General features: G+C 70.2%; 14 protein-coding genes and 1 pseudogene. 8 read left to right on the forward strand and 7 right to left on the reverse strand.

Translation table 11 applies throughout. The annotated features are described in order from the left end of the window. Nucleotides 1–208 precede the first annotated feature (208 nt). A complete protein-coding gene (locus Q0V34_RS15215) occupies nucleotides 209–535 on the reverse strand; it encodes a cell division protein ZapA (RefSeq protein WP_297513351.1) in 327 nt (108 codons plus the stop codon). 3 nt (nucleotides 536–538) lie between these two features. Beyond that, nucleotides 539–898, reverse strand: coding sequence for a DUF4164 family protein (locus Q0V34_RS15220; protein ID WP_297513353.1), 360 nt, complete (start codon nucleotides 896–898; stop codon nucleotides 539–541). A gap of 214 nt (nucleotides 899–1,112) precedes the next feature. Between Q0V34_RS15220 and gap the strand changes: the two genes are divergently transcribed. The 3 genes from gap (at nucleotide 1,113) to fba (ending at nucleotide 4,805) form a co-directional block, all read left to right on the forward strand. Further along, complete coding sequence (gene gap / locus Q0V34_RS15225; RefSeq protein ID WP_297513355.1) at nucleotides 1,113–2,120, forward strand: type I glyceraldehyde-3-phosphate dehydrogenase; 1,008 nt, start codon at nucleotides 1,113–1,115, stop codon at nucleotides 2,118–2,120. Between the two features lie 160 nt (nucleotides 2,121–2,280). Beyond that, on the forward strand, nucleotides 2,281–3,471 hold the full coding sequence (pgk, locus tag Q0V34_RS15230) for a phosphoglycerate kinase (RefSeq protein ID WP_297513426.1): 1,191 nt from the start codon (nucleotides 2,281–2,283) through the stop codon (nucleotides 3,469–3,471). Between the two features lie 242 nt (nucleotides 3,472–3,713). Continuing rightward, complete coding sequence (gene fba, locus Q0V34_RS15235) at nucleotides 3,714–4,805, forward strand: class II fructose-bisphosphate aldolase (protein ID WP_297513357.1); 1,092 nt, start codon at nucleotides 3,714–3,716, stop codon at nucleotides 4,803–4,805. A 90-nt stretch (nucleotides 4,806–4,895) separates the two neighbouring features. On the opposite strand, the pseudogene Q0V34_RS15240 reads toward fba, so the two are convergent. From Q0V34_RS15240 to Q0V34_RS15255, 4 genes and pseudogenes are all read right to left on the reverse strand, one after another. Continuing rightward, nucleotides 4,896–5,026 (reverse strand): annotated as a pseudogene (locus Q0V34_RS15240) (hypothetical protein); the annotation flags it as partial. 11 nt (nucleotides 5,027–5,037) lie between these two features. Beyond that, on the reverse strand, nucleotides 5,038–5,712 hold the full coding sequence (locus Q0V34_RS15245; protein WP_297513359.1) for an NrsF family protein: 675 nt from the start codon (nucleotides 5,710–5,712) through the stop codon (nucleotides 5,038–5,040). A gap of 156 nt (nucleotides 5,713–5,868) precedes the next feature. Next, on the reverse strand, nucleotides 5,869–6,513 hold the full coding sequence (gene nrsF / locus Q0V34_RS15250) for an anti-sigma-F factor NrsF (RefSeq protein WP_297513361.1): 645 nt from the start codon (nucleotides 6,511–6,513) through the stop codon (nucleotides 5,869–5,871). Beyond that, complete coding sequence (locus tag Q0V34_RS15255; protein WP_297513363.1) at nucleotides 6,500–7,039, reverse strand: sigma-70 family RNA polymerase sigma factor; 540 nt, start codon at nucleotides 7,037–7,039, stop codon at nucleotides 6,500–6,502. The genes nrsF and Q0V34_RS15255 overlap by 14 nt, the downstream gene beginning before the upstream one ends. A 186-nt stretch (nucleotides 7,040–7,225) precedes the next feature. Between Q0V34_RS15255 and Q0V34_RS15260 the strand changes: the two genes are divergently transcribed. The 4 genes from Q0V34_RS15260 (at nucleotide 7,226) to Q0V34_RS15275 (ending at nucleotide 9,614) form a co-directional block, all read left to right on the forward strand. Further along, complete coding sequence (locus Q0V34_RS15260) at nucleotides 7,226–7,501, forward strand: DUF2282 domain-containing protein (RefSeq protein WP_297513365.1); 276 nt, start codon at nucleotides 7,226–7,228, stop codon at nucleotides 7,499–7,501. Between the two features lie 76 nt (nucleotides 7,502–7,577). After that, on the forward strand, nucleotides 7,578–8,408 hold the full coding sequence (locus Q0V34_RS15265) for a DUF692 domain-containing protein (RefSeq protein ID WP_297513367.1): 831 nt from the start codon (nucleotides 7,578–7,580) through the stop codon (nucleotides 8,406–8,408). After that, nucleotides 8,401–9,165, forward strand: a complete 765-nt coding sequence (locus Q0V34_RS15270) for a DNA-binding domain-containing protein (protein ID WP_297513369.1) — start codon at nucleotides 8,401–8,403, stop codon at nucleotides 9,163–9,165. Before Q0V34_RS15265 ends, Q0V34_RS15270 begins: the two co-directional genes overlap by 8 nt. Beyond that, a complete protein-coding gene (locus tag Q0V34_RS15275; RefSeq protein WP_297513371.1) occupies nucleotides 9,162–9,614 on the forward strand; it encodes a DoxX family protein in 453 nt (150 codons plus the stop codon). Before Q0V34_RS15270 ends, Q0V34_RS15275 begins: the two co-directional genes overlap by 4 nt. A gap of 12 nt (nucleotides 9,615–9,626) precedes the next feature. Here Q0V34_RS15275 and Q0V34_RS15280 read toward each other — a convergent pair whose 3' ends face one another. Continuing rightward, nucleotides 9,627–10,202, reverse strand: coding sequence for a tryptophan-rich sensory protein (locus Q0V34_RS15280; protein ID WP_297513380.1), 576 nt, complete (start codon nucleotides 10,200–10,202; stop codon nucleotides 9,627–9,629). 217 nt (nucleotides 10,203–10,419) lie between these two features. Here Q0V34_RS15280 and Q0V34_RS15285 point away from each other — a divergent pair, with 217 nt between their 5' ends. Beyond that, nucleotides 10,420–12,222 carry a HAMP domain-containing methyl-accepting chemotaxis protein gene (locus Q0V34_RS15285; protein WP_297513381.1) on the forward strand — a complete coding sequence of 601 codons (1,803 nt, stop codon included), beginning with the start codon at nucleotides 10,420–10,422 and terminating at the stop codon, nucleotides 12,220–12,222. Nucleotides 12,223–12,337: the final 115 nt, after the last annotated feature.

Below are 12,337 nucleotides of genomic sequence, written 5' to 3' on the forward strand. Positions count from 1 at the left end.
GCTCCCAAGAGAGTCGATTAAGGTCCCTGGGATTAGAAATCTTCGACGAGAGCCACAGCAAGACCCGCCGTGGAGGAAGATAGGGGCGCGCGAGCGGAAATGCTAGCGACGCCTTAAGATGCTCCCCTGCTGGGGGAGCTGTCGGCGAAACCGACCGAGGGGCCTCGTGCGGCATAGGCCGAGTTGCCGCCTCCGCCCAGGAGGAGGATCAATCCGCCGCCAGCTTCTCGATCCGCTCCGCCGCCGCGTCGAGCGCGCGGATCGCCGCGATCTCGGCCTTGGTGCCTTCCTGCTGCATGCGGGCGATCTCGGCGTTGGCGTGGGCCAGGCGCAGCTTCATGTCCGACAGCTCGTCGGCCAGCAGCAGGGCGCCCATCAGGAAGAGCCGCGTCTCGCCCAGCTGGCCGACATCGGCGCTGACCTGGCGGACCTGGCGGTCGAACAGGCGGGCCAGCTCGGTCAGGTGCGGCTCCTGGCCGTCCTCGCAGCCGACCATGTAGGGCCGACCGTTCACCTGGATGGTCACCTGGGCCATGGATCAGCGCTCCCCCATGCCGGGCTCGTCGAACAGCTCGTCGTCGTCCGTTGACGGATGAAGGTCGTTGGCCACGGCCTCCTCGCCCAGGGCGGCGCGGATCTCGGCGATGGCGCGACCGAGCGCGACCGAGGCCTGCTCGCCCGCCTCCTCCAGCGCCTTCTCGCGCTCGCGGGCCGCTTCCAGGTCGGCCAGCAGGCGGGCGCGCTCCTCGTCCTCGAACAAGCCAGGCTCGGCGGACGCCGTCGCGGGAACGCGCGCGGCCTCGGCCGCCTTGGCCGCCAGGCGCTGCTCCAGCTGGCTCACCGCGCGCTCCAGCCGGCGCACGGCGAGGTCGAGGGCCGTACCGTCGGCCGGGATCATCGGCGGTTTCCAATCATGCGACGCAACATACAGAACGAGCCGGTCTAGGCCAGCCGCTGGGGCGACAATGGGGCGAGGCCCTGCCCATAGCAGCATTCCTGAAGCGGGTCTCGATTTCTAAGGCCTTGACTTCGTGTCTATCCCCCGCAAAACGCACGCCCAACGAGGGAACGCCGGTCGAACCCGACGGGCGGCCGCAACAGGAGAAAGACCCATGGCTCTTCGCGTCGCCATCAACGGCTTCGGCCGCATCGGACGTCTGGTCCTGCGCTCCATCGCCGAGCATGGCCGCCGCGACATCGAGGTCGTCGCCATCAACGACCTGGGTCCGGTCGAGACCAACGCCCACCTGCTGCGCTACGACAGCGTCCACGGCCGCTTCCCCGGGACCGTCACCTCGGGCGAGGACTGGATCGACGTGGGCCTGGGCAAGATCAAGGTCACGGCGATCCGCAATCCGGAAGAGCTGCCGCACAAGGACCTGGGCGTCGACATCGCCTTCGAGTGCACCGGCATCTTCACCGCCAAGGACAAGGCCAGCGCCCACCTGAAGGCCGGCGCCAAGCGCGTGCTCGTGTCCGCTCCGGCCGACGGCGCCGACAAGACCATCGTCTACAAGGTCAATCACGAGACCCTGACCGCCGACGACATCGTCGTCTCGAACGGCTCGTGCACCACCAACGCCCTCGCCCCGGTCGCCAAGGTCCTGCACGACCTGTTCGGCATCGAGCGCGGCTACATGACCACGATCCACAGCTACACGGGCGACCAGCCGACGCTGGACACCATGCACAAGGACCTCTACCGCGCCCGCGCCGCGGCCCTCAGCATGATCCCGACCTCGACCGGCGCGGCCAAGGCCCTGGGCCTGGTGCTGCCGGAACTGAAGGGCAAGCTGGACGGCTCGTCGATCCGCGTCCCGACCCCGAACGTCTCGGTCATCGACCTGAAGGTCGTGACCGGCCGCGAGACCAATATCGAGGAAATCAACGCCGCCCTGCAGGCCGCCGCCGACGGCCCGATGAAGGGCGTGCTGTTCACGACCAAGGACCCGCTGGTCTCGTCGGACCTGAACCACATCGCCGCCAGCTCGACCGCCGCCCTGCCCCAGACGCAAGTCATCGAAGGCAAGCTGGCCCGCGTGCTGAGCTGGTACGACAACGAGTGGGGCTTCGCGACGCGCATGAGCGACACGGCGCTCGAGATGGCGAAGTTCCTGTAAGGAATGCTTTGAACCCCGCTCTCCCAAGGAGCGGGGTTTTCCTTGGCCCGGTGGGGCCGCCCTCGTCCTTCGACAGGCTCAGGATGAGGGCTACTGTGACTTTCTCTTGGACCTCACCCTGAGCCTGTCGAAGGGCGAGGTCCGACGCACGGGCGACATCATGACCTTCCGCACCCTCGACACCGCCGATCTCGCCGGCAAGCGCGCCCTGGTTCGGGTGGACTTCAATGTCCCGGTCGACGGCGGCAAGGTCGCCGACGACACCCGCCTGCGCGCGGCCCTGCCGACCATCGCCTACCTGTCCAAGCAGGGCGCCAAGGTCGTGCTGCTGGCCCACTTCGACCGCCCCAAGGGCAAGGTCGTGCCGGAGATGAGCCTCTCCTTCGTGGCCGAGCCGCTGTCCAAGCTCCTGGAACAGCCGGTCGCCTTCGCCAGCGACTGCGTGGGCCCGGCCGCCGCTGAAGTGGTCAACGCCCTGGAGAACGGCGGCGTCGCCCTGCTGGAGAACGTGCGTTTCCACGCAGGGGAAGAGAAGAACGATCCCGACTTCGCCAAGGCCCTGGCCGCCAATGGCGACGTCTATGTCAACGACGCCTTCAGCGCCGCCCACCGCGCCCACGCCTCGACCGAGGGCCTGGCCCACCTGCTGCCGGCCTATCCGGGCCTGTCGATGCAGCGCGAGCTGGAAGCGCTGGACGCCGCCCTGGGCAAGCCGAAGAAGCCCGTGATCGGCATCGTCGGCGGCTCCAAGGTCTCGACCAAGCTCGACCTCCTGAACAACCTGGTCGCCAAGCTGGATCGCCTGGCGATCGGCGGCGGCATGGCCAACACCTTCCTGTTCGCCCAGGGCCACGATGTCGGGGCCAGCCTTTGCGAAAAGGACCTGGCCGACACCGCCCGCGAGATCATGGACAAGGCCAAGGCCGCCGGTTGCGAGCTGCTGCTGCCGGTCGACGTCGTGGTGGCCAAGAAGGTCGCGCCGGGCGTCGAGACCGCCGTCCGTCAACTCAACGAGGTCCAGGCCGACGACCTGATCCTCGACGCGGGCCCCGAGAGCGCCCAGCGCCTGCTGGCCGCGATGGACGAGAGCGCCACCCTGATCTGGAACGGCCCGCTGGGCGTGTTCGAGGTGCCGCCCTTCGACGAAGCCACCGTTTCGGCGGCGAAACATGCCGGAAAGCTCGCCAGCGAGGGTAAAATCGTGGCGGTCGCCGGCGGCGGTGATACGGTGTCGGCCCTGAACCACGCCGGAGTCGCGGCCGAGATGACCTTCGTCTCGACCGCGGGCGGCGCGTTCCTGGAATGGATGGAGGGCAAGACGCTGCCGGGCGTCGCGGCTCTGGAGGGTTAAGTTATTCTTCCGTTCTCCCCGGCGAATGCCGGGGCCCAGATGGAAATGCGCCGAGATGTGGGCCAGGAACTCCGAGCTGTTCCCATCAGTTCAAGCGCCTTGGGATCTGGATCCCGGCGTTCGCCGGGAAAATCGGGTAAGAGTGTGTGCCAAACTGAGTAACCCGGGCAGAGAACGCACAAGCGTCACGGCCCCAACAACAAGAAACGACCGAACACTTCACGCTTGCAGGAGAGAAATTCGTGGCTCGCATCACGCTGCGCCAGTTGCTGGACCATGCCGCCGAGCATGAGTACGCGCTGCCCGCCTTCAACATCAACAACATGGAGCAGGGCCTGGCGATCATGGAGGCGGCCGACGCCGTCAATTCGCCGGTCATCATCCAGGCCTCGCGCGGCGCGCGCGGCTACGCCAGCGACATCGTCCTGGCCCGCCTGATAGACGGGCTCGTCGAGCTCTATCCGCACATCCCGGTGTGCATGCACCAGGACCACGGCAACGGCCCGGCCACCTGCGCCACGGCGATCCAGTACGGCTTCACCTCGGTGATGATGGACGGCTCGCTGATGGAGGACGCCAAGACCCCCGCCAGCTACGAATATAATGTCGAGGTCACCCGCCGGGTCGTCGAGATGGCCCACAGCTGCGGCGTCTCGGTCGAGGGCGAGCTGGGCGTGCTGGGTTCGCTGGAGACCGGCATGGGCGAGGCCGAGGACGGCCACGGCTTCGAGGGCAAGCTTTCCCACGACGAACTGCTGACCGATCCCGACCAGGCCGTCGAGTTCGTGCAGGCCACCGGCGTCGACGCCCTGGCCATCGCCATGGGCACCAGCCACGGCGCCTACAAGTTCACGCGCAAGCCTGACGGCGACGTCCTGGCCATGCACGTGATCGAGGAGATCCACCGCCGCCTGCCCAACACCCACCTCGTCATGCACGGCTCCTCGTCGGTGCCGCAGGAGCTGCAGGACATCATCAACCAGTACGGCGGCCAGATGCCCCAGACCTGGGGCGTGCCGGTCGAGGAGATCCAGCGCGGCATCAAGCACGGCGTGCGCAAGATCAATGTCGACACCGACAACCGCCTGGCCATCACCGGCGCGATCCGCAAGGTGCTGATGGAAAAGCCCGCGGAGTTCGACCCGCGCGCCTATCTGAAGCCCGCCAAGGAAGCCATGCGCAAGGTCTGCGAAGCCCGCTTCACCGAGTTCGGCTCGGCTGGCTGGGCCGACAAGATCAAGCCGCTGTCGACCGCCGCCATGGCCAAGCGCTACGCTGCCCACGAGCTGGACGCCAAGTTCGGCGCCGGCGCCGCCAAGGCCGCCGCCGAATAGGCGCGGCGACCGGCCGATGATAGGAAGGCCTCCCGCTGGCGCGGGGGGCCTTTTCCTTGGCCGTATTCCCATTCAGCGCGGACGCCGGGCGGATGGAAATCCTCGTCCTTCGACAAGCTCAGGATGAGGATTTTGCGCGAACGAGGCCAACAGTCGTCCTCACCCTGAGCCTGTCGAAGGGCGAGGACGGCTTCGGCGCCGCCATCAACGCTCAACGTCAAAACAGCCTTGTCTAATCCGCCTCGGCCAGACGGCGGCGATGCGCGCCGAGCAGGGCCGAGAGGCCGGCCCCGACGCCCCCGCTCAGCAGCATGGCCAGGGTGAACCAGGGCCCCACGAAGGCGTAGGTCGTCTGCCAGCAATGCAGCCCGTCGACGACGGCCGCGACCCCGCCGCAGAACAGGCCGCAGGCCAGGCCCGTCAGCGCCTGCCGCTCCAGGTCGACATCCCGCAAGCCCGTCGCGATCAGCGCCAGCATCGGCGCGGCGATGATCAGGACATTGCCGACGCAGACGGCGGCGTTGGGCCAGTAGAGCGTCCGCAGCGCCGGCGCGCCCATCGTCCAGGCGTCGACGCCGGCGGCGATCAGCATGGCGCCGGCCAGCGCGCCGGCCGCGGCCAGGGCCCTCCCGCCGCCTCGAGCGCCGCGCGCGAACAAGGTCGCCGCGACGAGGGCGCAGGCGGCGATCACCGCCGGATAGGCGGCCTTGATCCAGAAGAAGCTCCCGACCACCGCGCTGGAAAGGTCCGGCCGCAGGCGCAGCCAGAGCAGGATCATCAGCACGCCCGCCAGCGCGCCGGCGGCGGCGACCTCGGCCATCCGCGCGGGCAGGGTCGCCAGCGACCAGGCCGGCGCTCCGCCCACGCCCGCCGCGTCGAGGTCGGCGAGGCCGTCGTCAATCGTCAAGCGCTCTCCCAGGGGAGCCAATGGCGGTTGTCCTCTCGCCCTTCACGTCTCATCCGCGAAGCGGGGGCGAGTTGATTGGCGGAACGCCGGTTTGTCAATCAACCGGGAGACGGTCGCACCGTCCGCGCTGGAACCGATCGGCGAGCGGCCTCCGCGCTACCAGCGCAGCGCCCATCGCCCGACCAGCGCGCCCAGGCCGGCCGCGCCCACGACGCCCAGGCTGTACCACAGCGAAACGAAGGTGATGGTGTGCTCGGGGCAGTGCAGGCAATAGACGGTGGCCCCCACGCCGCCGGCGAACAGGCCCACGGCGGCGCCCGCCAGGACGGGACGGGTCGGCGCCATGCCCCGCACCGCCCACAGACCCAGCGCCAGCATCGGCAGGCTCAGGATCATGATGTTGCGGCTGCAGACGTTCCAGGAGTGTCCGCGCACGAGGGTCAGCGCCTCGCGCGGGTCGGCGCTCGTCAGGGCCTGGATCGCGCCGGCCAGCAGGCAGAGCGCCAGCAAGGCGCCGGCCAAGGTCCAGCCCCGCCGGCCCGACCCGGCGGGCCGCGCCAGGCGCTCGATGGCGACATAGCCGGCCAGGCCCAGCAGACCGGTATAGCCGACCTTCATCCAGAACATGCTTCCCGACATGGCCTGCATCAGATCGTGGCGCAGGTGCAGCCATGACATGACCAGCAGCAGGGCCGACAGCGCGCCGAGCCCCCCCACCAGGGCCAGGCGGCGCCTCGGCGTCGCGCCGGACGCGCTTGCCGCGTCGGACGCCAGGGCGTCGATCAGGTCATCCGTCCGCACGGCGCATCCTTTCGGCCAAGGCCTTCAGGGCCCTGTGCAGGGCGACCTTGGCGGCGCCTTCGGAAATGCCGGCGCGGGCCCCCGCCTCGGCGAGGCTCAGGCCGGTAAGCTTGACGTCGGACACAAGGGTTCTCTGTTTCTCGGGCAGGCTGGCCAGGGCGCGGTCCAGCTCTAGCCCGACGCCCGGCTCGGGCGCGTCGGCGGCCAGGAATTCGATGTGGTCCTCGATCGGCAGGGTCTGGCGGATCTTCCGCCGACGCCAGTGGTCGATCAGCTTGTAGCGCGCCACGGCGTGCGCCCAGGCGGTGAACGACTGGGCGCTGTCCCAGGTCGACCGCTTCAGGTGCACCGCCAGCAGCGTCTCCTGCACGAGATCCTCCACATCGCCGGGCGCGCCGGACATCCGACGCGCGAAATAGGCGCGCAGCCGGACACCGAGCAACGCCAGACACTCGCGGTAGGCGACGGCGTCGCCGTCCAGCCCGCGGAGCATCAGCGCCTTCAAACGGGTTTCGGTGTCCGTCACGCTTGCCCCTGATCCGCGCGAGAGGGTCGAATGGTTACACGGCGAGTCGCCGCGCCGAAACCGTCTCGAAAAACGCCGCGGCGAAATTTTGTTCGCCGACCGCTGTAACCTCCGCCATGGCGCGTTCGTATCTCCCCTCGACCGAGCGGCGACGGGCCGGCTCGGCGATCTCAAAGGAGCCAGATCATGAACCGCACCGCCGCCACCGCCGCCCTCGCCGCCGCCTTCGCCCTGAGCGCCGGCGTCTCGATCGCCGCCGCCGACACCGCCAAGGTCGAACAGGAAAAGTGCTACGGCGTGGCCAAGGCCGGCCAGAACGACTGCAAGGCGGGCGCGGGCACCTCGTGCGCCGGCACCTCGAAGGTCGACTACCAAGGCAACGCCTGGAAGAACGTCGCCAAGGGCACCTGCGTCACGATCAAGACGCCGAAGGGCATGGGCTCGCTGACGCCGAAGGCCTAAGCCCAACCAGACCACCGATCTCCCCGGCCCCACGGCCACCCGTGGCGCCGGGGAGACGGACTTGCGAGCGCTTCCCATGCCCCCCACCGCCGGCCTCGGCCTCAAGCCGCAGCACTATGACGACGCCGTCGCCGCGACGGTCGAGGGGCTGTGGTTCGAGGTCCATCCCGAGAACTACATGTCCGCCGGCGGGCCGCGCCTCGCCGCGCTGGAGGCCGTGCGCGAGCGACGGCCGCTGTCGCTGCACGGCGTGGGCCTGTCCCTGGCCGCCGACGCCGATCCTGACCCCGAACACCTGGCCGCGCTGAAGCGGCTGGTCGACCGGTTCGCGCCGTTCGTCGTGTCCGAGCACCTGGCCTGGTCGACCCATCGCGGTCGGCACCAGCCAGACCTCCTGCCCTTCCCCCGCACCGCCCAAGCCCTGGACCGCGTCGCCGCCAATATCGGGCGCATGCAGGACGCGCTCGGCCGGCGCGTGCTGATCGAAAATCCGTCGCTCTACCTGCCCCTGACCGGCCACGACCTGGACGAGGTCGGGTTCCTGACGGCGCTCGTCGAGCGGACCGGCTGCGGCCTGCTGGTCGACGTCAACAACGTCTTCGTCAGCGCCAGCAATCTCGGCTACGCGGCCGAAGCCTATCTCGACGCCCTGCCGGGCGAGGCGGTCGGCGAGATCCACCTGGCCGGCCACGCGCCCGACGAGGGCGGATCGGCCCTGCTGATCGACACCCACGGCGCGCCCGTGGCCGAGCCGGTCTGGGCTCTCTATCGCCGCTTGATCGGGCGGATCGGGCCGCGCCCGACGCTGATCGAGCGGGACGACGACATTCCCGATTTCGCGACGCTGATGGCCGAGCGCGACCGCGCCGCCGCCGAGCTGGCGGCGCTGGAGCCGAGCCATGCCTGAGCTTCTGGAGTTCCAGGACGCCTTCGTCGCCGCCCTGGCCGGCGCGCCCGACGCCCTGTCCCCCTGGCTGGCCCCGGGCGCGGGCGAGGCCGGGCTCTCGGTCTATCGTAACACCATCGCCAAGGGCTGCGTCGACGCCCTGGCCGCCAATTTCCCGACCGTCCAGTCGATGGTCGGCGAGGACTGGTTCCGCGCCGCCGCCGCCCTGTTCGCCCGCGAGGCGCCGCCGACGGACGCGGCCCTGCTCGATTACGGCGAGCACTTCCCCGCCTGGCTGGACCGTTTTCCGCCCGCGCGCGAGATGCCGTACCTGGCCGGGATCGCCCATCTCGATCGCCTGTGGACCGAGACCCTGTTCGCGGCCGAGGCCCCGGCGCTGTCCGCCTCGGCGCTGGAGGGCCTCGCGCCGGAGGCCCTGGCGGCCTCGCGCCTGGCGCTGCATCCCAGCGTCCGTTTCGCCGCCTTCGACGCCGGCGTGCCCGGCCTCTGGCTGGAGGCCCGCGCGGGCCGCGAGGACCTGGACCTCACCGAGGCGCCCGAGGCGCTGCTGCTGGTCCGGCGCGACGGGCGGGTGCTGAGCCGGGTGGCCAGCCCCGCCGAAACCGAGTTCCTGCGCGCCTGTCGCGCCGGCCAGACCCTGGCGGAGGCGGCCCAGCGCGCCGCGGCCGTCGACCCCGATGTTCCGCTTGCCCACCTGTTCGCCGCCCTGATCGCCGACGGCGCCTTCAGCGGCCTCTCCTTGGAAACCTCTTCATGACCCCCAACGCCTCGCCGCTCCGCGCGCCCTTCGACCTCTTCGCCCAGACCGCCCAGCGGTTCCTGACCGAGGACGTCCTGACCCTGGTCACCCGCCTCGGCGTCGCCGCCGTGTTCTTCCAGTCGGGCCGCACCAAGGTCGACGGCATCCTGCACATCACCGACGGGACCTATTCGCTGTTCGAGACCGAGTATCATCTGCCCCTGGTGCCGCCCGTGATCGCGGCGCACGCGGCGACCTATTCGGAGCACCTGTTCTCGATCCTGCTGGTGCTAGGCCTGTTCACGCGGCTCTCGGCCCTGGCCTTCCTGGGCATGACGGCGGTCATCGAGATCTTCGTCTATCCGGACGCCTGGCCGACCCACCTGTCCTGGGCGGCGCTCCTGCTGTTCCTGATCGCGCGCGGCGGCGGCAAGTTCAGCCTGGATCGCCTGCTGAAGATCGCCTGAGGCCCGACGGCCTCAGTGCAGGGTCGGCGTTCGCGGGATCGGGCGGCGCCACAGCTGCGAGGTCAGGGCGTTGGCGATGCCGACCCAGCCGAAGTCCGGCGCGGCGCCGCCGCCGACCTTGCGCGCCTCGATTGCATAGGCGGCCGAGGCGGCCAGCGAGGCCGTCGCCGCGCCGAGTTGGCCGCCAAGCCGCTTGGCGCCGAGACCCAGCCACAGGGCGTTGAAGCCCTGCACCAGGCTCCACAGCGTCAGGGCGCGGGTGCGGGCGGGGCTGGACGGCGCGTTCCAGGTGCGCAGGCCCGACAGGGTCATGGCGATGAACAGCGGCGGCAGCAGCAGGCTGGTCAGCGGCTTGGGCTGATGCGCCACCGGCTCATGCATCTCGGCGAACTCGACGGCGTACATCTCGTCGTCCAGAGCCCGCTCGTGCCGCCGTCCCATCACCAGGGCCGCGACGATCGCGCCGCCGGCCAGGGCCGCGCCGACCGCGATCTGGGCGGCGGGGTGGCGGCCTTCGCGACGGTCGAGCTCGAACGCCTCGCGGCCGGCCAGGGCGCCTTCGCGCGTCTTACCGTGGGCGATGTGCATGTCCGAACTCCTTCCTAGACGGGCTAGCTGAAACAGTCCCGCTCGCGCCTTGGTTCCAGCCCGCGCGGCCCATGATTGGCGTGATCTCGCGCCGACGCCAGCGATAAAATGTCGCGCCGGGCTCCCCGATTTGGTGAGGGGTCCGGCGGTGCTTAAAGGAAAGTTCATGCGCGCGGCGAACAGCTTCTCGCCTGTTCGTGCCGGGGAGCGTGTCGCCATGCGTTTAAAGTTGTCCGGAGCCATGAACCTCTTCGGGGTGGCGCTGGCCGTCGGGCTCATGTTGCTCGCCGCCGGATCGTGGCGGGCGATCTCGAGCCAGCGCATCGGCGGCCCGCTGTATTTGAAGATCGTCGCCGGCAAGGACCTGACGGCCGACATCCTGCCCCCGCCGATGTATATCATCGAAGCCTTTCTGGACGCCCAGACCGCCTATCTCGACAGGAGCCCGGAGCGGATCGCCGAAGCCTCGCGCGAGATCAAGCGGCTGTCGGGCGAGTATGACGCGCGCCTGGCCTATTGGCGCGAGCGGCCCCTGTCGGCCGCCGTCGACCAGACCCTGCTGAAGGACTCCGACGCGGCCGCCCGTCGGGCGCTGGCGGAGGCCGGCGCGCTGGTCAAGGCGCTGGAGGCCAAGGACGACGCCGCGGCCAGCGCCGCGTACGCGCGCATGGCGAGCGCCTACGCCATCCACCGCGCCGCGGTGGACAAGGCCGTGCCGGTGATCGCGGCCGAGAACGCCGCCGTGGAGGCCGCCGCCCACCGTCAACAGGTGATCGACTTGTCGCTGATGGCCGGCTTGATGCTGCTCCTGGGCGCGGTGATCGCCGGCGGGGTGCTGGCCTTGCGCCGCGCGGTCGTGCGTCCGGTCGAAGCGATCACCGCCTACATGGCCAAGCTGGCGCGCGGTGACTACGAGGACGAGGTGCCTTTCGCCCGGCGGGAAGACGAGCTGGGCGAGATGGCCAAGTCCATCGCCGTGTTCCGCGAGGCCGCTCTGGAACGCCGCGCCCTGCGTGAGCGCGACGACCAAGCCCGGGCTGACGCGGAGCGCCAGCGCGCCGTCGCCGACGCCGAGCGCCGCGCCGCCGAGGAGGCGCGTCGCGAAGCGCTCGACGGCCTGGCCGCGGGGCTCGCCCGCCTCGCCGCCGGCCAGATCGGCGTGCGTCTGGACCGCGCCTTCGCCGAGGACTACGAGCGGCTGCGCCGCGACTTCAACACCACCGCCGAAACCCTGAACGCCACGCTCGGCGATATCGGAAGCGCCTCGCGCGGCGTGGATGTCGGCGCGGCCGAGATCGCGCGGGCCGCCGACGACCTGTCGCGCCGCACCGAGCAGCAGGCGGCGAGTCTGGAAGAGACGGCCGCCGCCCTCGACCAGATCACCGGCGCCATGCGCCAGGCCGCCGACAGCGCCGGCCGCGCCAACGGCATGGTGGACGCCGCCCGCGAGGAGGCGCGCGCGACCGAGGCGTCGGTGCGCGACGCGGTCGCCGCCGTCCGCGAGATCGAGACCGCCTCGGCCCAGATCGGCCAGATCATCGGCGTGATCGACGAGATCGCCTTCCAGACCAACCTTTTGGCCCTGAACGCCGGGGTCGAGGCCGCGCGCGCCGGCGAGAGCGGCAAGGGCTTCGCGGTCGTGGCCCAGGAGGTGCGGGCCCTGGCCCAGCGCTCGGCCGAGGCCGCCAAGGAGATCAAGGGCCTGATCGGCGCGGCGACCGACAAGGTCGAGGTCGGCGTCGCCCTGGTCGACCGGACGGGTTCGGCGCTCGGCAGCATCATCCAGCGCGTCGGCGACATTTCCGAGCTGGTCGCCCAGATCGCCGCCGCCGCCAAGGAGCAGGCGCTGAACCTGGGCCAGGTGAACAGCGCCGTGAACCAGATGGACCAGATGACCCAGCAGAACGCGGCCATGGTCGAGCAGACCACCACGGCGGCCCATTCACTGAAGGGCGAGGCCTCGCGGCTGGGCGAGCTGGTGTCGAAGTTCGACGATCAGCCCGGGCGGGCGGCGGCTTAGGGGGCAGAGCCGATAGGCTCCAGGACCTCCAATTGCTTGCCGTCCGGCACGCTGAACGACTTACAATCCCGGGCGCTCCCCCTTCCCCCTTGATGGGGGAAGGGTCGGGGATGGG

Source organism: uncultured Caulobacter sp. (assembly GCF_947036865.1).
Taxonomy (GTDB): Bacteria; Pseudomonadota; Alphaproteobacteria; order Caulobacterales; family Caulobacteraceae; genus Caulobacter.